General features: G+C 55.8%; 22 protein-coding genes. 9 read left to right on the top strand and 13 right to left on the bottom strand.

All coding sequences use genetic code 11. The annotated features are described in order from the left end of the window. Nucleotides 1-13 precede the first annotated feature (13 nt). Genes L8H52_RS21605 through L8H52_RS21585 form a run of 5 tightly spaced genes read right to left on the bottom strand, consistent with a single transcriptional unit; the run spans nucleotide 14 to nucleotide 4,859 of the window. The gene (locus tag L8H52_RS21605; protein WP_242208716.1) at nucleotides 14-1,039 is read right to left on the bottom strand and encodes a polysaccharide biosynthesis/export family protein; all 1,026 of its coding nucleotides are present in this window, start codon (nucleotides 1,037-1,039) and stop codon (nucleotides 14-16) included. Nucleotides 1,040-1,060: 21 nt separating this feature from the next. Then, on the bottom strand, nucleotides 1,061-1,708 hold the full coding sequence (locus tag L8H52_RS21600) for a CpsD/CapB family tyrosine-protein kinase (protein ID WP_242208717.1): 648 nt from the start codon (nucleotides 1,706-1,708) through the stop codon (nucleotides 1,061-1,063). After that, a complete protein-coding gene (locus tag L8H52_RS21595) occupies nucleotides 1,708-2,454 on the bottom strand; it encodes a sugar transferase (RefSeq protein ID WP_242208718.1) in 747 nt (248 codons plus the stop codon). The genes L8H52_RS21600 and L8H52_RS21595 overlap by 1 nt, the downstream gene beginning before the upstream one ends. A gap of 18 nt (nucleotides 2,455-2,472) precedes the next feature. Then, nucleotides 2,473-3,510, bottom strand: a complete 1,038-nt coding sequence (locus L8H52_RS21590) for an NAD-dependent epimerase (RefSeq protein ID WP_242208719.1) — start codon at nucleotides 3,508-3,510, stop codon at nucleotides 2,473-2,475. Beyond that, nucleotides 3,507-4,859, bottom strand: a complete 1,353-nt coding sequence (locus tag L8H52_RS21585) for a UDP-glucose/GDP-mannose dehydrogenase family protein (RefSeq protein WP_242208720.1) — start codon at nucleotides 4,857-4,859, stop codon at nucleotides 3,507-3,509. The genes L8H52_RS21590 and L8H52_RS21585 overlap by 4 nt, the downstream gene beginning before the upstream one ends. Nucleotides 4,860-5,250: 391 nt before the next feature. On the opposite strand from L8H52_RS21585, the gene L8H52_RS21580 reads away from it, so the two are divergent. The 7 genes from L8H52_RS21580 (at nucleotide 5,251) to L8H52_RS21550 (ending at nucleotide 12,499) form a co-directional block, all read left to right on the top strand. After that, nucleotides 5,251-6,948, top strand: a complete 1,698-nt coding sequence (locus tag L8H52_RS21580; protein ID WP_242208721.1) for a sulfatase-like hydrolase/transferase — start codon at nucleotides 5,251-5,253, stop codon at nucleotides 6,946-6,948. A gap of 174 nt (nucleotides 6,949-7,122) precedes the next feature. Continuing rightward, nucleotides 7,123-7,776, top strand: coding sequence for an ABC transporter ATP-binding protein (locus tag L8H52_RS21575; protein WP_242208722.1), 654 nt, complete (start codon nucleotides 7,123-7,125; stop codon nucleotides 7,774-7,776). After that, a complete protein-coding gene (locus tag L8H52_RS21570) occupies nucleotides 7,773-10,244 on the top strand; it encodes an FtsX-like permease family protein (protein ID WP_242208723.1) in 2,472 nt (823 codons plus the stop codon). Before L8H52_RS21575 ends, L8H52_RS21570 begins: the two co-directional genes overlap by 4 nt. After that, nucleotides 10,234-11,301, top strand: a complete 1,068-nt coding sequence (locus L8H52_RS21565) for a lipocalin-like domain-containing protein (RefSeq protein WP_242208724.1) — start codon at nucleotides 10,234-10,236, stop codon at nucleotides 11,299-11,301. Before L8H52_RS21570 ends, L8H52_RS21565 begins: the two co-directional genes overlap by 11 nt. 77 nt (nucleotides 11,302-11,378) lie before the next feature. Further along, complete coding sequence (locus L8H52_RS21560) at nucleotides 11,379-11,621, top strand: hypothetical protein (RefSeq protein ID WP_242208725.1); 243 nt, start codon at nucleotides 11,379-11,381, stop codon at nucleotides 11,619-11,621. 10 nt (nucleotides 11,622-11,631) lie between these two features. Continuing rightward, nucleotides 11,632-11,829, top strand: coding sequence for a hypothetical protein (locus tag L8H52_RS21555; RefSeq protein ID WP_242208726.1), 198 nt, complete (start codon nucleotides 11,632-11,634; stop codon nucleotides 11,827-11,829). An 85-nt stretch (nucleotides 11,830-11,914) separates the two neighbouring features. Continuing rightward, entirely contained in the window at nucleotides 11,915-12,499 is a 585-nt protein-coding gene (locus L8H52_RS21550) for a hypothetical protein (RefSeq protein ID WP_242208727.1), read from the top strand. Between the two features lie 354 nt (nucleotides 12,500-12,853). Here L8H52_RS21550 and L8H52_RS21545 read toward each other — a convergent pair whose 3' ends face one another. After that, entirely contained in the window at nucleotides 12,854-13,657 is an 804-nt protein-coding gene (locus L8H52_RS21545) for a glycosyltransferase (protein WP_242208728.1), read from the bottom strand. A 225-nt stretch (nucleotides 13,658-13,882) separates the two neighbouring features. Here L8H52_RS21545 and L8H52_RS21540 point away from each other — a divergent pair, with 225 nt between their 5' ends. Both L8H52_RS21540 and L8H52_RS21535 read left to right on the top strand, forming a co-directional pair. Beyond that, nucleotides 13,883-14,701, top strand: coding sequence for a VanW family protein (locus tag L8H52_RS21540; protein WP_242208729.1), 819 nt, complete (start codon nucleotides 13,883-13,885; stop codon nucleotides 14,699-14,701). 51 nt (nucleotides 14,702-14,752) lie between these two features. Further along, on the top strand, nucleotides 14,753-15,727 hold the full coding sequence (locus L8H52_RS21535; protein ID WP_150794750.1) for a tetratricopeptide repeat protein: 975 nt from the start codon (nucleotides 14,753-14,755) through the stop codon (nucleotides 15,725-15,727). Nucleotides 15,728-15,797: 70 nt separating this feature from the next. Here L8H52_RS21535 and L8H52_RS21530 read toward each other — a convergent pair whose 3' ends face one another. The 7 genes from L8H52_RS21530 to L8H52_RS21500 form a co-directional block, all read right to left on the bottom strand. Beyond that, complete coding sequence (locus tag L8H52_RS21530; protein WP_242208730.1) at nucleotides 15,798-16,823, bottom strand: hypothetical protein; 1,026 nt, start codon at nucleotides 16,821-16,823, stop codon at nucleotides 15,798-15,800. Nucleotides 16,824-16,947: 124 nt separating this feature from the next. Further along, nucleotides 16,948-17,322, bottom strand: a complete 375-nt coding sequence (locus L8H52_RS21525; protein ID WP_242208731.1) for a hypothetical protein — start codon at nucleotides 17,320-17,322, stop codon at nucleotides 16,948-16,950. A gap of 242 nt (nucleotides 17,323-17,564) precedes the next feature. Further along, nucleotides 17,565-17,714: a barstar family protein gene (locus L8H52_RS21520; RefSeq protein ID WP_242270258.1), complete on the bottom strand. Its 150-nt coding sequence runs from the start codon at nucleotides 17,712-17,714 to the stop codon at nucleotides 17,565-17,567. A 149-nt stretch (nucleotides 17,715-17,863) separates the two neighbouring features. Further along, the gene (locus L8H52_RS21515; RefSeq protein WP_242208732.1) at nucleotides 17,864-18,265 is read right to left on the bottom strand and encodes a hypothetical protein; all 402 of its coding nucleotides are present in this window, start codon (nucleotides 18,263-18,265) and stop codon (nucleotides 17,864-17,866) included. A 271-nt stretch (nucleotides 18,266-18,536) separates the two neighbouring features. Next, a complete protein-coding gene (locus L8H52_RS21510) occupies nucleotides 18,537-18,932 on the bottom strand; it encodes a hypothetical protein (RefSeq protein ID WP_242208733.1) in 396 nt (131 codons plus the stop codon). Nucleotides 18,933-19,187: 255 nt separating this feature from the next. After that, nucleotides 19,188-19,607, bottom strand: coding sequence for a HEAT repeat domain-containing protein (locus tag L8H52_RS21505; RefSeq protein WP_242208734.1), 420 nt, complete (start codon nucleotides 19,605-19,607; stop codon nucleotides 19,188-19,190). A 13-nt stretch (nucleotides 19,608-19,620) separates the two neighbouring features. Beyond that, nucleotides 19,621-20,182, bottom strand: a 562-nt coding sequence (locus L8H52_RS21500) for an EndoU domain-containing protein (protein ID WP_242208735.1), incomplete at its 5' end; no start/stop codon positions are given.

The raw sequence follows: 20,182 nt of genomic DNA, 5'->3' as shown, positions 1-20,182 counted from the left end.
GTTCACCTGAGAGTCAGTTGTTGTTGCTGTCTTTGTTGTCGACGCGGTAGCCGAAGCTGAACCCGACGCCCTGGAACAGCACCACGTCAGCCAATTGGCGGGCCAGTTCGCCGGCGCTGGCCAGTTTGGTTTTCGGCACGTAGAGCATGTCGTCCGGTTGCAGGTACGCGATCTGCGAAGCATCGCCGGACAGCGCTTTCTCGACGTCGTAACGCACCGCCTGCACCTGATTGCCGTTGCGGCGCATGATCACCACCGAATCCAGACGGGCCTTGACGTTGGTGCCACGGGCCAGGGTCAGCGCTTCAAGCACCGAAACCGGCCGGCGGATCGGGTAGGAACCCGGTTGACCGACTTCGCCGAGCACATAGATTTCGTTGCCGGCGGTGGATTTCAGCAGCACGTCCACGGTCATCCGGCCGGGCAGTTGCGCGTACTTCTTGTTGAGGAAGGTCTCCAGTTGATTGACGGTCATGCCTTGCAGCGGCACAGCGCCGATTTCCGGGAAACTCGCGTAGCCGTCAGTGCCGACAGTGATCTCGCGGCTCATGCCGGTGGCCGGGTGGTTCAGCGCGCTTTTCAGGTTCTGCTCATTGGTCAGCGGGCTGATGATCTGCACGGTCAACTGATTGCGATTGGGCTGGAACAGTTGCTTGCGCTGATAGGCGCGCTGGATTTCCTCGCGGGCCTGATCGCTGGTCAGCCCGGCGATTTTCACCGAGGTATTGGCGCCCGGCAGTTCGATGGTGCCGTCCGGCAGCACCAGTTGATTGCCGTTGAGCTGGCTGGCGGCGGTGAAGTTCAGGCCGATCTGGTCACCCGACTGCACGCGGTACGCGTCCGAGCCGCTGGTGCTGATATGGAAGATCACGTCGAGCACATCCTGCGGACGCAGGGTCTGCTCGATCTTCGGCATGTCGGTTGCCTGGGCGTTGGCCGGGCTGGCGGTGAGAATATTCACCGGCATGTTCTGGGTGTCGGAGTTGCTTGAGCAGCCTGCAAGCGGCAGCATCAGCAGCACAAGAATCTTGGCGTTCATGGCGTCATCCTTTGCGTTTGCTTACAGGTTTTTGTAAAGCCATTTGGGCATGTAGTACTTGCGCCGGTTGAACACGCTGCCGACCACTTTCGCTCCGGCCTGGGTCAGACGTTGCACCGCGGCCTGGGCGACTTCCCAGCGGGTGTCTTCGGCGCGCACGACAAACACCACGCCATCGACCTGGGTGCTGATCACCAGCGTGTCGGCGGCGGAATACACCGCGTCGCCGTCGATCACCACGAAGCGGTACTGGCTGCCCAGTTGATCGAGCAACGGGCTCAGGCGCTCGGCGGTCAGGTGTTCCATGGTGCGGATCGGCCGGCCATTGGGCAGCACGTGGAAGGGCAGGCTCGACACCTGCACCACGCAGTCCTGCAACAGCGGCGGGTTGTCCGGGTTGAACAGCAGGTCGCGCAGGCCGCGCTCCTTGCTCAGGTTCAATTGCTGGGTGAGGTTGCTCGCCGACTGGCTGGCGTCGACCAGCAGCACCAGGCCGCTGCTCATTTGCGCCAACTGGCTGGCCAGTGCAACTGCGCTGGTGGTGGTGCCTGCGCCGGGGTTGGCGGCGGTCAGGAACAGGATCCGCAGATCAAGATCCAGCACGGTCGAGGTCAGGTTCGATTCGCTGGGATTGGCGATGCTCAGGCTTTTGTTGGTTGAACCGTCCATTAGCTTGCTCCGTGGCCGCTGAATACTTTGAAGGGGGTTTTCAACAGAATCTTCAGATCAAGCAAAAGGCTCTGCTCGGCGATGTAGCTGAGGTCCAACTCAACGCGCTGGTCGAAGTCGATATTGCTGCGTCCGGAGATCTGCCACAGGCCGGTCATTCCGGGGTAGATCGCCAGTCGGGCGAGGTGACTGTCTTTGTAGCGGTAGGCGTTGAACGAGGTCGGACGCGGGCCGACCAGGCGCATGTCGCCGGTGAATACGTTGATCAGATTGGGCAATTCATCGAGGCTGGTGCGCCGCAGAAAACCGCCGATGCGGGTGATGCGCGGGTCGTGGTCGATCTTGAAATCGATGGCGTCGGCACCGTGCTTGTTGAGGTGACGCAGTGACTCTTTCAACTCTTCGGCGTTGGCGACCATGGTGCGGAATTTGTACATGCCGAACTTGCGACCGCGATAACCGGTGCGTTTTTGCACGAACATCACCGGGCCTTCGCTGGTGAACTTGATGGTCAGCGCCAGACCGATCAACAGCGGCGAAATCAGCAGCAGAATCATCAGGGCGCCGAGGCAGGCGACCACGCGATTGGTGCGCGACAGTTGCCACGGGCGACCGCCTTCGCGACCGGTAACCCAGCCGCGACCCTGGCGGTGAATCGCAGCATCCAGGCGCATGCGCTGCTCCGGATCGATGCGCTTGTCACGCTGCAGCTGTTGGATCGGTACACCTTTTTCATGTCCAGTCATGGAGTCCTCCGCTGATGTTCAGCCGCGAGCGGCGCGTGGGCGATAGGCAGTGGGGTAGTAGTCGCGAAACCATGCGATGAAGCGTCCGAGTCCTTCATCCAGCTCGATGCGTGGCTGGAATCCGGTGGCCTGTGCCAGATCGTCGGTTTCGGCACAGGTGTTGAGCACGTCGCCCGGTTGCAGCGGCAACAGCTCGACAAGGGCTTTCTGGCCGAGGTGTTTTTCCATCAGCGCCAGATAGGTTTTCAGTTCCACCGGGTGGTGGCCGCCAATATTGAACAACCGCCACGGCGCCATGCTGGTGCCGGCGTCCGGGTGCTCGCGATCCCATTCGGGGTGGGCATGCGGCGGGTGATCGGTGAGCCGGGCGATGCTCTCGACGATGTCGTCGATGTAGGTGAAGTCGCGCTGGTGTGCGCCGTAATTGAACAGTTTCAGTGGCGTGCCGTCGCTGATCGCTCGGGCGAACTGGATCGGCGACATGTCCGGCCGGCCCCATGGCCCATACACGGTGAAGAAGCGCAGCCCGGTACTGGGAATGCCAAACAGGTGGCTGTAACTGTGCGCCATCAGTTCATTGGCTTTTTTGGTGGCGGCGTACAGCGAGAGCGGGTGGTTGACGCCGTCCTTCACAGAGTAAGGCGTGTGCTGATTGGCGCCGTACACCGAACTCGACGAGGCGTAAATCAGGTGTTCGACCGGGTGATGCCGGCAATTTTCCAGAATGTTGAGGAAGCCGCTGAGGTTGCTGTCCAGATACGCCCGTGGATTTTCCAGCGAGTAACGCACCCCGGCTTGCGCGGCGAGGTGAATCACCACTTGCGGGCGTTCGCGGACAAACAGTGCTTCGATGGCCGAGGCATCGGCCAGGTCAACCGTGGCGAGCTGGAAATCGCCGACCTGCTCACGCACCCATTGCACACGATCGTGCTTGAGTTGCGGATCGTAGTAGGCGTTGAAATTGTCCAGGCCGACCACCGCGTGCCCGTCGCGGATCAGCCGCAACACGCAATGGGCACCAATGAAACCGGCCGCACCGGTGACCAGCACCTTCATGGCCGTAGCCCTTCAGGGGCAATGTGGCGCAGACCGATGCCGCTGTAATGCAGTCCGGCAGCCGCCACTTGTTCCGGGTTGTACAGGTTGCGACCGTCGATGATTACCTTCGAACGGAGTTTTTCGGCGAGCAGTTCGAAATCGACCACGCGGAAGTTTTTCCACTCGGTGCAGATCACCAGCGCATCAGCGTCTTCCAGAGTGTCGTCGCGGGTGGCGCACAGGTGCAGATCGTTGCGGTAACCGTAAAGGCGCCGGCATTCGGACATGGCTTCCGGGTCGTAGGCCTGCACGCTGGCACCTTCAGCCCAGAGTGCGTCCATCAGATAGCGGCTCGGCGCTTCGCGCATGTCATCGGTGTTCGGTTTGAACGCCAGGCCCCAGATCGCGATCGACTTGCCGGCCAGTCCCTGGGGGAATTGCGCTTTGAGTTTGCTGAACAGGATGTGCCTCTGCAGGTCATTGACGTCGGTGACGCTGCGCAGCAGTTTCAGCGGCATGCCGTTGTGTTCGGCGGTGTGCAGCAGGGCGCGCAGATCCTTGGGAAAGCACGAGCCACCGAAGCCGCAGCCCGGATAGATGAAGTGGTAGCCGATCCGCGGATCAGAACCGATGCCCTTGCGCACCGCTTCGATGTCGGCGCCGAGCAGTTCAGTGAGGTTGGCCAGTTCGTTCATGAAACTGATGCGCGTGGCGAGCATCGCGTTGGCGGCGTACTTGGTCAGTTCGGCGCTACGGTTGTCCATGAACATCAGTTTTTCGTGGTTGCGGCAGAACGGCGCGTACAACTCGCTCATTTGCTCACGGGCTTGGTCGTCGCGGGTGCCGACGATGATCCGGTCCGGGCGCATGCAGTCGGCGAGGGCGCTGCCTTCCTTGAGGAATTCCGGGTTGGAGACCACACGCACGGTCAGGTGGGACTTGTCGCGGCGTTGCAGTTCGCTGTTGGCGGTGGCCAGCACTTGATCCGCCGTGCCCACGGGCACCGTGGATTTGATGATCAGCGTGCGGTCGGCTTCCATGTGCGAGGCGATCTGCCGGGCAACGTTGAGCACGTGGCTGAGGTCGGCTGAGCCATCCTCATCGGCTGGGGTGCCAACGGCGATGAAGATCAGTTCGGCGTGTTCGACCGCATCGCTGGCCTGGGTGCTGAACAGCAGACGGCCGGCCTTGATGTTCTCCTCAAGAGTGCTGGACAAACCGGGCTCGCTAATCGGCGGTACCGCTTGTTGCAGTTGTTTAATCTTGTTCGGGTCAATATCCACGCATAAAACCCGATGACCGACATCTGCAAGTGCGGCGGCTTGTATTAGTCCAACATAGCCCGTGCCAAATACGCTCACGTCCATCTGCGCACCCTCGATAGAGCAAAAAGAAGAAGTTCGAAATGAGACTGTCAAAAGGGGTATAGCGCAGGGTTTGAAAAGCGTGTCAGCAAAATGACATGTTGCACCTGTATAACAGCCCCAATTTTGGGGGCGATTGGCCATCAAGTGCTTGCTATTGCTGGATTTGTCCCGTGCTTGACGCTTTTTTCACATTTCAAAGAAAACGATGGACGGTCGAAGGCCGCGAATTTAAAGGCTTTCAGCAACTTGAGTGTGTCAGATTTGAGTCATCGGTTTTTTGACGCTTTGTAAGAAAGTCAGCCATTTCTTGCGCTTTGATGGCCGGGTGCTAGTGTCAGATTTTGACCGACAAACTCTTGACCCTTTACGGTTTTGCCCGACCGGGATTGCCATGTTTCGATATCTGAAAGAACTGCTTTTAGTTGTTTATTTGCTGCTTTATTCCGAATATTACATTGATCGGTTAAATGCTATCGGCTTCGGTTTCGCTGTACTTCTTTTTGGCGCGATGTTTTTGGCGCTTACTTTAGCGTTATATCTAACGGCCTATATACGGCAAACCCTCATACGACATTTATTCGCATTGGCAATGTTCGCCTCGGCGGTATTTTTTGACGTATATACCCGCGTCACTGCGGATTACCTGAGCTACAGCAGCTTCGTTTCTCTGGTGTATTCCGGCGGTTTCATTCAGGAAGCGGCCTACCAGTATCGAGACGCGATCCTGCACGGCGCCCTCAGTGGTTTGCTGTTGTTGTTCGGTATCGGTCTGAAGCCACGCCATGGCTTGGCCATTCCCAACGCGTTACGTGTGGCGGCGCCGTTGTGCGGGGTGTTGCTGCTCAGTGCCGTGCTGTTCTTGCGTGCGGGAGAGGGCGCTCGGGGTTTGCCGATCATGTACACGCCGCTGGCCTACCTGAACCTGTTCACCTATGAAGCGCTGCACAACACCGTCGGCCCGCGCGAACCGGTGACACTGGCGCGCAGCTCGCAAGCTGTCGGCCATGACATCGTGCTGATCATCGACGAAAGCATTTCCGGCAATTACCTCGACATCAACGCGCCGTTCGGTGTGCACAGCAATCTCAAACAGGCGCACCCCGGCGTCGACATCTTCAATTACGGCTACGCCGCCTCCATCGCCAATTGCAGCGCCGACACCAACGTGACCCTGCGCTACGGCGGCACCCGCGCCGATTACATGCGCATCAACAGCACGCTGCCGTCGATCTGGCAGTACGCCAGGAAGGCTGGACTGCGCACCGTCTACATCGACGCCCAGCGCACCGCCGGCAATCTGCAGAACCTGATGACCGACACCGAGAAGAAGGACATCGATCAGTTCGTGCAATTCGACCAGACCAGCGTGCGCGATCGCGACATGGCGGCAGCGGCGAAGCTGATCGAATTGCTCAACGATGACACGCCGGAGCTGGTGGTGATCAACAAGGTCGGTGCGCACTTCCCGGTGCACGACAAATATCCCGATGCGTTCATGGCCTACCGCCCGACCTTGCCGCGCGGGCAGTTCACCGAAGTGGCGGATACCGGCGAGCGCACCGGTTTCAATGGTCAGCCGGATGACTGGGTGCTGTACCGCAACGCCTACAAGAACACGCTGTTGTGGAACGTCGGCGAGTTTTTCGCGCGAGTGTTTGCCCAGGCCAATCTGAACAATGCGTTGCTGATCTATACCTCTGATCATGGCCAGGATTTGCATGAACGCGGTAATCCGGGATTGAACACCCACTGCGGCGGTGATCCGGTGGAGGAAGAAGGGTTGGTGCCACTGGTGGTGATTCAGGGCAGTGGGTTAAAGACGCTGGACTGGCCGGCGCAACTGGCGGCGAACAAGGATCGCTCCAGCCACTACAACATCTTCCCGACGCTGTTGCAGTTGATGGGCTATGACCTGGCGGGGATCGAGGCTGTTTATGGCAAGCCACTGAGTGTCGGGACGGCGGACGAATTCACCTTCAACTACCGCTTCAATGCGCGGCTGGGGGCCAAGCCTGAGTGGAAACACATTGATCTGGGCAGCATTGTCACGCCGTCGCAGGCGCCAGCGAGTGTGGCTGCCGGGCAGTGAACTTCAGCTTGTCCGGGTCGACGCTTTCGCGAGCAAGCTCGCTCCCACCTTTGGAACGCGATCTACCTGTGGGAGCGAGCCTGCTCGCGAAGGGGCCGGTCAATTCAACGCTGAGTTCAAGTCTGTCATCGGCATCCGCTATCCTTGCCCCACACTGACCGATCAGGTGGCGGCATGCTTCGTGTTGAAAATGTCTTCAAAAGCTATCTCACCCCGCAAGGCCCATTGCCGGTGCTGCAAGGTGTCGACCTGTCGCTCGACGCGGGCAGCAGCCTGGCGCTGATGGGCGAATCCGGCAGCGGCAAAAGCACATTGCTGCACCTGGTGGGCGGGCTCGACAAGGTCGACAGTGGCAGCATTCGCAGCGGCGAGCATCGACTGGAGACGATGAACGAGGCGCAACTGGCGAACTGGCGGCGGACGGAAATCGGTCTGGTGTTCCAGCAGTTCAACCTGATCGGCAGTCTGCGCGTCGAGGACAACCTGGCCTTTCAGGCGCGCCTGGCCGGGCGCCATGAGCCGCGCTGGCAGGCGCATCTGGTGCAGCGTCTGGGCCTCGGCGATTTGCTCAAGCGTTATCCCGAGCAGCTTTCCGGTGGTCAGCAGCAGCGGGTCGCGTTGGGCCGGGCATTGGCCTCGCAGCCGAAATTGCTGCTGGCCGATGAGCCCACCGGCAGCCTCGATGAAGCGACCAGTGACGAAGTGCTGCGGCTGTTGCTGGAATTGCTCGATGACACGCCGACCACTTTGTTGATGGTCACTCACAGCCCGCGAGTCGCAGCGCGATTGGCGCAGCGAGTGGTGTTGTCCAGCGGACGGCTGACGTGATCGTTTTCCGTCAGACCCTGCGTGCGCTGCTCAGCCATTGGCGGCGTCATCCGGTACAGTTTTTCAGTGTGCTGACCGGGTTGTGGCTGGCGACCAGTCTGTTGACTGGCGTCGAAGCGCTGAACAGTCAGGCGCGCGACAGTTACGCGCGGGCCAGCCAATTGATCGGCGGCGAACCGCAGGCCAGTCTCGGTACGCCGAACGGGGCAACGTTCGCGCAGCAATGGTTCGTTGATCTGCGCCGACAGGGCTGGCCGGTGTCGCCAGTGTTGCAAGGTCGGGTGCAGCTCAAGGGCTTCGACAATCAGCGGCTGCAATTGATGGGCATCGAACCGGTGTCGCTGCCGGCCGATTCGGCGGTGGCCGGGCAGGCGCTGCCGATCGAGCGTGTCGTCGAGTTTTTCACGCCGCCCGGAAATACGTGGATTTCCCCGGATACCTTACAGGCGCTGAATCTGCGCGAAGGTGACACGCCGCAAACGCTCAATGGCTTGAAACTGCCACCGCTGCTCGCGCAGAAGGACATGGCGCCGGGCGTGTTGCTGGTGGACATCGGCGTCGCACAAACCCTGCTCGAACAACCCGGGCAATTGTCGCGGCTGTTGCTGCCCAAGGATTTTCACGTCGAGTTGCCTGCCGTGTTCAAAGGTCAGTTGCAGCTTAAAAGCAGCGGTGAGGAAAACAATCTGGCGCGACTGACCGAGAGTTTTCACCTGAATCTCGATGCGTTGGGATTTCTCTCGTTCGTGGTCGGCTTGTTCATCGTCCACGCCGCGATTGGGCTGGCTCTTGAGCAACGTCGCGGCTTGCTGCGTACGCTGCGCGCCTGCGGTGTCAGTGCGCGGATGTTGATCTTTTGCCTGATCGTTGAGTTGGGTGCGCTGGCGCTGCTCGGCGGGCTGCTCGGCGTGATCAGCGGCTATTGGCTCGCCAGTGTGTTGCTGCCGGACGTCGCCGCCAGCCTGCGCGGATTGTACGGCGCGGAAGTGGCGGGGCAGTTGCGTCTGAGTCCTTGGTGGTGGTTCAGCGGCATCGGTCTGAGCCTGCTCGGCGCCTTGCTCGCCGGGGCCAACAGCCTGTTGCGCGCCGCCCGTTTGCCGTTGTTGGCCGTGGCCGATCCGCAAGCCTGGCATCAGCAATATGCGCGCTGGTTGCGTCGCCAAGGCTGGCTGGCGGCGCTGTTGGCGATGATAGCGTTGGTGGCGTTGATCTGGGGCGACAGTCTGGCCAGCGGTTTTGTCTTGATGGCCGGGTTGCTGATCGGTGCCGCATTGGCGCTGCCGGTGTTGCTCAGCGCGCTGTTGAACCAGTTGCTCGGGCGCAGTCGCTCGGTGCTCGGCCAGTGGTTTCTCGCCGATTGCCGCCAGCAACTGCCGGCACTGAGTCTGGCGTTGATGGCGTTACTTTTGGCACTTGCCGCCAACATCGGCGCCGGGAGCATGACCGCCGGTTTCCGTCAGACCTTCACCGATTGGCTGGAGCAACGCCTGAGCGCCGAGTTGTATATCAATCCGAGCAATCCGGCACAGTCGCGGGAAATGTACAGCTGGCTCAAGCAGCAGCCGAATATTGCGGCGATTCTGCCCAACTGGCAGGTCGCGGTCACATTGCAGGGCTGGCCGGCGGAAGTGTTCGGCATCATTGATCACGCGCACTATCGCCAGCACTGGCCGTTGCTCGATTCGATTGGCGGCGATCCATGGGCGCATCTGGCGACGGATGATGCGGTGATGCTCAGTGAACAACTCGCCCGGCGCTTGAGGCTGCACGCGGGCGAACATCTGGCGATTCCCACGCCGAACGGCACATGGTCGCCACGCATCGTTGGCATCTACGCCGACTACGGCAATCCCAAGGGGCACTTGCTGGTCAACATCAATCACCTGCTGCGTGGCTGGCCGCAACTGACGCCGAACCGTTTCAATCTGCGCATCGAGCCGCAGAATATCCCGGGATTCTTAGCTGCATTGCAGGCGCGCTTTCAACTCGATGACAGTCGCATCGTCGATCAGGCGCGGCTCAAGGGCTGGTCGGTGCAGGTTTTCGAACGGACCTTTGCGGCGACGGCGGCGTTGAACAGCCTGACCCTGGCGGTGGCAGGCGTGGCGCTGTTCATCAGCCTGCTGACGCAAAGCCAGAGTCGTCTCGGCCAACTCGCACCGCTGTGGGCATTGGGCGTAACGCGACGGCAATTGATGCTGCTCAATCTTGGTCAGACCTGGCTGCTGGCGGTACTGACGCTGGTGCTGGCGTTGCCGCTGGGGATCGCGCTGGCGTGGTGTCTGGACGCGGTGATCAATGTGCAGGCTTTTGGCTGGCGGCTGCCGTTGCGGGTGTTTCCGTGGCAATTGTTGCAGTTGATGGGGTTGGCATTATTGGCGACGTTATTGGCTTCGGCATGGCCGCTGTACTCGCTGTACCGCACGCAACCGGCGGACCTGCTGAGGACGTTTGCCCATGAAGATTAATCTGGTTGTGCTCATGGTTTTGTTGCTGCTCGGTGGTTGCGATCAATCGGCTCCGGAGCAGAAAGGCTTTGCCGGGATGGGCAATCAGGCGTTGGCATTTACGCCGGTGGTGCCGGGCCGGGTGTTCAGGTTTCCCGCAGATCACGGCGCGCATGACGGTTTTCGCATTGAGTGGTGGTACGTCACCGCCAATCTCAAGGATCAGCAGGGCAATCAGTTTGGCGTGCAATGGACGCTGTTTCGCAGTGCGCTGAAACCGCTGGCGGAGCAGGCCGGGTGGGCGGATCAGACGATCTGGCTGGGGCACGCGGCGGTGACTTCCAGCACGGTGCATCACGCGGCTGAACGCTATGCGCGGGGTGGAGTGGGGCAGGCGGGTGTGCAACTGGCGCCGTTCGAGGCGTGGATCGATGATTGGCGGTTTGCCAGTCAGGCGCAGGATCCCATGAGTGACCTGCAACTCAGCGCTCGCGACAAGGATTTCGCCTATCAACTGCACCTGACTTCCAGCCGCCCGCTGGTGTTGCAGGGCGACAAGGGCTTCAGCCAGAAATCCGAAGAAGGTCAGGCTTCTTATTACTACAGCCAGCCGTTTTTCCAGGCGAGCGGCACGTTGCAGATCGACGGTCAGAGCTACACCGTCGCCGGCCCCGCGTGGCTCGATCGCGAGTGGAGCAGCCAGCCGCTGACCGCCAATCAAACCGGTTGGGACTGGTTCTCTCTGCACCTGGACAGCGGCGAACACGTGATGCTCTATCGCATGCGCCAGAAGGACGGCGCGCCGTATCTCACCGGCACGTGGATTGCTGCTGACGGTCAGACGCAAACCCTGAGTAGCTCGCAGATCCAGCTCACCCCGCAAACCACTGCCAAGGTTGCTGGTAAGTCGCTGCCCGTAAAATGGTCGATCAGCATCCCCGACAAACAACTCGATATCAGCCTCGACGCGCTCAACCCCAATGCTTGGATGAATCTGCGCATTCCTTACTGGGAAGGCCCGGTACGCATCAGTGGCAGCCATCCCGGCCAGGGCTATCTGGAGATGACCGGGTACTGAAATATCTCCTGCAAAGGATCGGTTTGAACTCGGCTTGGTGTGTTGTCCTCTACAGAGAAACCTGTCGAGGATTAGCCATGAGCGACGACCTGCAACCCCCAGACCTGAATTCCTGGCAGCGCCTGTTCGACGACCAGACCTACTGGCAGCAATCCCCCGACGCGCACTATTTCGACCTGCAACGCATCGCCGACGACTTGCTCGGCCAAGGCGCCATCGACCTTGAGCAATGGCAGATCCTGCGCGCCAAGGCCGACGATCTGCACAAGGACTCTCCCGCGATCAACGTGACCCGTGAACTCGACGACCCCGAAGCCTGAGGACAACCCCATGAAACCGATCACCCAAGGCGAACACCCCGACGAACCCCGACCACCGGGCGAAACCGAACGCGACAACGATGCGCTGCGGCCCACCGATCCCAAACAACGTCAACATAGCGGGAAGGGCACGCCCAGTGGCGAATCCACCGCGCAGGACACCGCAAAGCAACAAAGCTCGCCGTCACAAACCAAGGCCAAGCCCTGAACAGCGTCTATGCTCAGTGGCACGCCCGGCGTCGAAGCCGCTTCAACGTAGGGCGCTGCCATTCATCACAGGGAAAGTATCGCTTATGAAGCTCGACGCACTGGCCAAGGCCATCACCCTCGCAACCGTACTGTCCGCCACCAGCTTCGGCGCAATGGCTGCAGATATTCCGCTGTCTGCCACTGTTGAAGCCGATCAGGTCACCACCAAAGTGATCTCCGTCGATGCCGCCAACCATCAGGTTGTGCTCGAAGGTGCCGAAGGCAAGCCGGTTCATGTTCAGCTCAGCGACAAGGCGAAAAACCTCGCCAATCTCAAGGCCGGCGATCTGGTTAACATCGAAGTGCAGCGTTCCGTCGCCGCTTACCTCGACACCGATGTGGATAAAGGTCTGCCTGGCACCACCGAACGTACCGGTGAGTTGCGTAAGGCTCCGGGCAGCGATAACCCCGGTGGCGAGGCGTACCGTCAGGTTCAGGTGCAATTGAAAATCACCAAAATTGATTTGAAGAAAAATCAGGTGACCCTGCAAAACCCGGCGGGCGTATCGAAAGTGCTCGACGTGAAAAAGCCTGAAATTCGAGCCAAACTGAAAAATCTGAAAGAAGGGCAAAGCGTTATTGTCACTTACACCGATATCTTGAAAGTGACCAGTCAACACGAAAGTTGAGCTTTAACTCTACAGGGTGACTGCTCTTGTACAGTTTTTGTATGAGAGTAGTCATACTATTAGTTACCTTTGGTGTTATTGAAAGTTTCGCGAAAGAAATCGTCGATAAATATCCATTAACGTTTTCGTACATAATTTTTACATTCAAGAATGACGACATAAGCGCCAACTTCTATTAAAATCCTTCCCGTTCGCCCAGTGTCAGGGCTCTTTACCGGTGCATGGATTGCCAGGCCATTACACTGGGCGAACACCTCTTCGGAGTGAATGTATACAATTTCTGCAAACAAAAAGGGCGACTTGATAGTCGCCCTTTTTGTTTGTCGGAAATTAAACCGAGGTGTGCGCCGCAGGCTAGCCTTGCTGCCCTTGAAAGCGCTTCAGCGTGGCCTGATACATTTTTGTCCTGCGGTGATTTTCCCCGTAGGTGCCGGCAGCCGCGACGGTTCCTGCCTGGATGTGATCCAGATAGCTGAAAATCTTGCGCGGTGACAGGAACTTGATGCCATAGCCCAGGCTGCTCATTCGGTCTTGCAGTGCATATCCGGGTACCTGCTCATCCATGCAGAAGTGCAAGCCTTGGGACTTCATCAACCGCGCATTCCACAATGTGCAGAAACTTTTCAGATGAGTTTCTTTGTAGGGTCTTGGCATTTTCGAGCGCAGACCCAGACGCACTTTCGCTTTACGAGCATAGTGCTTGCAGAAACGCGAAGTTAACCGCCAAGTGTCACGAACAACCCCGCGATTGAGTTGTTCTACACAACCGACTGCGGCCATATCCGGTTTTTTCGTGCATTCACGCATCATCATCGCAAACACTTCCTTGTCGTAGACAAAGGTGTCGGTGTGCAACAAAAACAGATAATCGGTGTTGACTTTTTCCAGCGCCAAATCAAGTGCCTTGCCATGCGCAATATGGCCGACTTCCTTGCCCGGCGAAGGCCGTTCGATCAAGTTGATCCAGTCGAGCGAACGCAAGTAATCGAGACTGGCATCCGCCGAATCGTTATCCACCACCCACACCGGAATGCGCTGTGCCTGGACGTGCTCACGCAAAAGCTCGAGGCACATTCTGGTGATGTCCGGGGTTTTGTAATTTACCAAGACGAGGCTGAAATTCGACGATGGCTGGGTTGGTAAATCAAACGCTTTCATGTCGGAAGGACTCATCTGCGATTCAAGGACAACAGGGTTTCGTGGCCGCGATCGTAGCGAGGCAACCTTAGTCGAACCTTAATTTGCGGATGTGACGGTAGATGTGTGCCGAAGAGAGGCTGCTGATCTAATGAAATGCATGGGGTGCTGCCGGTCATTCCCGGATAAAATGCGCGCCCTCTCACGATTCAAGGAAGAAACGGCGCGCGCGCCGTTGTGTCACGGATGAAACCACTCTCCCTCTACCACCCAGCCTTGTACTGGCTGCGCGTGTGGCAAAAAAGACTGTTCCGCCAGATTGCCTGGCACTGTTCCAGCAAACGCTACGCACGTCCCGTCGCCACGGTCGAGTGCCTGCCATATCGCTACCTCAAACACACCTCGAAACTCATCCGCAAACTCGGCGACTCCGACCTCGCCCTGCAACACAACAAAGTCATCAACCTCAAACTCGCCGTCGCCGCCATCGACGGCGTCATCATCGCCCCCGGCGAACACTTCTCCTTCTGCCGCCTCGTCGGCCGCCCGACGTTGAAGCGCGGCTACGTTGAAGGCATGGAACTGTCTTTCGGCGAGGCACGACGCGGGGTAGGCGGTGGTATTTGCCAACTGAGCAACCTGATTCACTGGATGGCCATTCATTCACCGCTGGTGGTAGTCGAACGCTCCAACCACAGCTTCGACCCGTTTCCGGATGAAGGGCGGGTGCTGCCGTTCGGGTCCGGGGCGGCGATTTTCTTCAACTACGTTGATCTGGTGCTGCATAACCCGACGGATCGGAGCTTTCAGCTGAAGTTGAACGTCGGTGAGACACAACTCGAAGGGGAGTTGTTGTGTGATCGGGTGAGGGAATATCGCTATCACGTGTTTCAAGAGGCGCATCGTTTTGTGCGGGAGGGGGCGCGGGTGTATCGGGAGAATGAGATTTGGCGGGAAGTGCGCGAGAAGGGGCAGGTTGGGGAATTGGTGGAGCGGGTGAGGTTGTATCGGAATCGGGTGGTGGTTAAGTACGAGGTGGACGAGCGGATGTTCGAAGCGAGCTAGTATTTTGCGCAAGATTTTCGTTGGAATTTTTAAGCCACAAGGAAGTAACAAATGATCAAGCGTTTCAAAACTGTCGGTACGGCGGGCACGGCACTTTTTTCACTGTTCATCACCTGTAATACGTGGGCACAAGCGCCGCGTGATTACTACGACGGCATGAAGGCAGGGAAGTGCGCGCCAAATTCTGAGCGGCTGCATGAACAAGCGGTCGCAGGTGATCTCGACGCGCAGACGCAGTTTGGCAAAGCCATTCAGGAGAACCTCTGCGGGGTGGTTGAGCAGTGGTCACCGGGCATGCCGGAAGTGTGGTTTCGCAAAGCTGCAGAGCAAGGTAATGCCGAAGCGCAAGTTGGATTGGCTGAGGAACTTCGATGGGATCGAAGCGTTGAGGGTGAAGACGCAAGTGTTTACTGGGATCTGAAAGCTGCGGAGCAAGGTAATGCCAAGGCCCAGTTCAGTTTGGCGCAGATCTACCATCGCGGTGGCCGATCAATCAAAAATCTCAAGGACATGGACAAAGCATTAGCGTACTACCACCAATCCGCCGAAGGTGGATATCCCTCAGCCTACATGCTGCTGGCAAGCCTTTATGAGAAAGGGGACGGAGTTACACAGGATGATGTTGTTGCCGCTCAGTGGTATCGCAAACTGGCTGAAACCGGTGACGATTACGGACAGCTGAACCTCGCGGAGATGATTGCCGCAGGACGAGGTGTGGACAAGGATGAAGCGCTGGCATTTTCCTGGTTTGGCAAATCGGCCGCGCTCGGCAATAAGTACGCGCAGTATGAAATGGCGCAAATGCTTGAACAGGGGCGAGGCACCGTAAAAAACCAACGTGAAGCGGCCAAGCTTTACCGCAAGTCTGCGGATGCCGATTTTGGCAACGCGCAGTTGGCGCTTGGGAAAATGTACGCACAAGGACGTGGCGGCTTGCCAAAAAGCAAATCCAAGGCCGAGTATTGGATGCTCAAAGCAATTGATCGTGGTGCTCCGGGAGCTAAAGAAGAGCTGCAAAAGCTTTGATTTAAACGGGGAGAATATATTGATTTAAAAGAGGGCGATCATGGGGTCGCCCTTTTTTTATTTGGATAAATCAGACTTCTTGTCGCCAAGCAGAGAGTGTGATCGCTGTGCCTTCGTCTTTTCTATTACTGATTTCAATCTTGTAGGTGCCGCCACCAATATAGCCTTCAACGAGTGCCTTTCTCTGGTTGCCGCTGATTTCGGCATCCTTCGCATTCTGCTGATAGAAGTCGATGACGTCTGCGTACTCTGTAAAAGTCCGGAGAATGACTTCGAACTCATGTTGTGGACGGCCGGCTATTTTGTCCCAATCACCTTCAATCGGCGTGCCCTCCATCCCCGGCGTCGTGAAAACACCGTGGGCGCCAGCACCTATCAGGTGAGCCCGCTGCGGAAGCATCGCCAGCATGGCTTTGGGAAAGTCGGAAGGTAACTGTGCCGCTGTCCACGCTCCCTGTTCCGGTTTGGTTGCAGCGTATTCAACGCTGGCAATTTTCTGCGCGTTGGCTCGGCGTTCCGGATCATCACTTTCCGCCCATATCGCCATCATCGGAGGCAGTTGTTTACTCCAGCCGATCAAAGATTCGGCATCAGCTTGTTTAGCGCCTTGCGGTTGGAAAATGGTCAGCACGGTTTGCGGGGCATCATTACAGGTCAAAGCCTCCTCACGCGACTTGACCGTGCAGTGGCCATTGACCAGCCCGACAGCGACCAACTGGCCCTTGTCGTTAAGCAACAATGCGCCGCGCTCAAACCCATTGTTGCCATCATCCATGTCAGTAATCATTTTGCTGCCGGCAGGCACACCGTCCGCAAACGTCGACATTTCCGAATCAAGCGCTTCCAGAACTTGCTGCACAATCATTGTGTTGTCGTTGGTGTAGCTACCGGTTTGATAGCCAAAAAAATCGACCAGTGCAGAGCGCACCGCTGGATCCTGATTGAGCTTTGGCGCGCGTTCTGCGGCGGGTTCGTTTGAAAGTAACAGGGCAGTGGTGCCGTCGGGGCGTTGTTCGGAGCGAAGGGACAGTGCAGTCGCATTAAGGGAGAAGGTGAGGGCGAGGAGGATGGAAAATGGGCGACTCAGGCGTTTCAAGGCTACAGTCCTTTGATTGTTCAGTCCGGGGGAGTAGAGGTTAAACAACGAGATTTCTCAGGGGCTGCCTGTGGTTCTCTCGTTTTTTCTAAAGCCAATACCAGGCTTGTCGGGATTAAAGTTTTTAGTCCTCGTTGAGCCACTCGGCATTTTGCACCATGGCTTCTTCTAGCCACTTATCGAAGCTAGCGTAGGTGGCATGAAGTTCCCAGCCCTTTGACGCATAAGCATGAATTATCAACACATGGGGCTGCCCAGAAAAATCATCTCCATCAAAACACGCGATGTCATCATTCGCGTTGAATTTGGCAAATGGGATCAAGGTGCGTTTTGGATAAAGCTGTTTGAGTGTTTTGTACCAGTTGTTAATTGTACCTTCGTTGTATACCAGCAGCCACCAAGGCTCGATGTCTGTTTCTGGTTCAATGGATGCAAAATGCAGGAAGTTTGTAGGGTATGGGTAGGCCGGTAGGTCTTCGATGTTGAGATGGATTTTCATAAGTGATTAATCAGGAGGAAGTCCATGTTTAGAGCGTGAAAAGGTTCGGGTAAAACCACCTTTGGACAAAATAAAATTTGTCCTGCTCCTCTGTTATGTCTTTGCTATTTAAGTTGGTAATTGAACTTATCATTCAGTCCAAAGCTTTCATCTTGAGTTTTAACTCGATCAAGAATGATTAATATTTTTTTGTATGAGTCGCCCATTAATTTTTCTGAATGTTTTGAATTTGTCCAAGTTAATTAAATTGGGCGATCTACGTCGGTGCTGAGCAGGTCCCAAAGAGCATTAAGGTTGTTTCCGTAGTATTGGGTGACCGAAAAAGAAGATGATATCTGTTTATGGAATGCTTCCTCGGTTGAGATGGATAATCCATCAAGCTGAATTATCATATTTATCTGCTTCCACTTTTAGTAGGGGGGCGCAATGATCACTATTGATAAAGCGGTCTGTCATTTGGGCAGTATCCAGGAGGGAACCACGTTTGAAACGCGGAACCGTGATCTATTCCTTGCTCTTTCGGTTACCTAGAGTGGATTTTTTATTGAGTGCTATCACTGGTATGAACGCAGTCATGATCATCGATATAGATTAGCACTTTGAATTTGTCGTCGACTATCCAGAATGGGAACCCAGTTGTTTCGGAAAATAGCGTTTTAAGATCTGCAGAGGTTGCTAGTTTCCAAGCATGAATCTTACTGTCTTGAACTATTAGGAAAGGGTTTTCAAAATTTTCGAGAGTGTCTACTTTTTTCCAGAAGTCTGGGTTTTGTTTTTTCTGGGGATTCTTCAAGTAGAAAGGGTCGAGACTCTTTGTCTCGGAAGGAAAAAATGATCTCGTTAGCTTGGCGATCAATTTAGATAGTTCATCGTTGCGTACTTTCTCATGCGCTAAGCCCTGCTCTGCTAATGCCGAGTCGATTTCTTTTTCTAGGTAGTTCATTGAGGAAATCCAGTTCTCGGGCGTGATACAGGCACAGATTCTAACAATATGTGTCCTCTATAAGCCCCACCTGTACCACGCTTACCTGGCGTTTGGTAACCGACATGGAAAAAAGTGGAAAAAAGGGGGCAGATTTATCTTCAGTTTGTAGACGATAAATTTGTCCCCTGTTTTATCGCTTGCTATGTATAGTTGGAATTTGTACTCATGTAATCTTGATTCCGCCAGAAAATAAAAACGTAAACTGCCCCCGATTGCGCCCGTTTTTGTTTTAGTCTAGTGGATACTCACAAGTCCATGGGGGTGTGAAAAGTTCGGGGTTTATATTGTGTTCGTGAAGGAATGAGTTTATTTCTTCTTCTGTCTCAAAGGTTTCCCATGTTGTTATTGTTGTGTCGTTGGCGCCAACACTATCTCTTGTTTCAAGGATATGAACTGGAAGGGTGAACTCTACAATAACGTATTTAGAATGCTTTGCATCTTCTAGGAATTTATAGTAAAGCTCTCCAGGGTGTCTGTCTTCGAAGTTTAAATGGTAAATAGCGTATATTGCGACCCACTTTCGAAGTGACTCTTCCTCTGTCGGAAGTTCTTGAGCAATCTCTGTATATGATTTTGCCTCTAGGCCCCACCACACTTTTCTAGGGATTGTTTTTTGAGTGCTCATTTTTGTCCCTCAAACTGGTTTGGCCAATAGATTCTTATGACTTCCCCTTTCACCGGGTGAAGTTGCAAATGTGGATGATCACCATGTGGGTCGCTTGGGTCGTGATTTGCCATCGTGACCTTCCTAGTTTTAATATCTGAAACTGGAGTGTCATCCCAAGAGAAAAGGGGACAGATTTATTTTCATTTTTTAGAAAATAAATCTGTCCCCTTTAACCCGTGTCCCCTTTAACCCTGTCCCCGATACAATTGATATTTAATCATGGCTCTTGGTTTTTTTTAGTAGGCTTGCAAGCTCTGGATAAGAATCCACCTCTTCCGGTGGAAGTAGATCTATGATTCTTTGTATTTTCCCCGCGTATTCTTGTTCAATCGCTGCTTCTGTCCAGTCTAATTCCGATGCCGCAGCGATAGTTACCTCGGGAAAATTCGAGTCAAGGAGTGCTTTTAAAATCTCTATTGCTTCATGAGATCGTAGCTCTCCGAGCGCAGAAGTACTTCGTTCTTGCCAATACTCCTCTTTTGAAAGAATGGTTTCTCGAAGAAGTTTCCAGTCTTCGGAGTCAAATTTTCGCAAAACTCCTTGGGCTACCTGCTCGGTAATGTACTCATTCCAATTCGAGTCTTCATTTTGGCCAAGCCAGTAATTGTATTCATCGTAAGTCTTGCTGGTCATTTTTTATCTCTACTTAGATTGGTGGTGACATAGGTGCGTCGCCCGCCGGGAATGAAGATGTCACGACGCCATTGTCTTTCAACACCTGCCACTGAACACCATCAACCGTTTTGGTGTGTAGAGTGGTCGTAACTCCGTCAACATCGCGCATGAGTACACCCGGTGTTGCGGCTACTTCATCCGTAACCCAAAGTATCTTATCGTTACTCCAAGTTTCCGGCGCTAGTGTGTGTTTCCCTCCTTTTTTGGCCGACATGCCGACGGTACCGTCTTTTCGTTCAAGAATCATTTTGAAATCTTCGACTTTTATCGTGCCGTCCGGGTTTTTCTGCAATACGGTCATCTGGTGCTTAGGGGACTTCAGTACTTCAGAGGAGTGTCCGCCAATTGGTTTATTACTGTTCGGACTACGTGTGCCGAACAGAATCTTGTCTTGCATCTGGGCGGGCAGTGCTCCAGCGTATGGGCGATTATATGGATCAGGTGGTGCTCGACCTTCGTCGTGCTCAGCCTTTTCCGAATCATCCGCCTTCTTACCTTTAGTTTCATCTCCAGGCGGGCAAGAATTCAACCCC

Origin of the sequence: Pseudomonas sp. CROZ-RG-20F-R04-15, assembly GCF_022662375.1 — a bacterium.
Classification (GTDB): Bacteria; Pseudomonadota; Gammaproteobacteria; order Pseudomonadales; family Pseudomonadaceae; genus Aquipseudomonas.
Note: the sequence above shows the minus strand (reverse complement) of the source record. Positions and strands in the feature narration are given on the sequence as shown.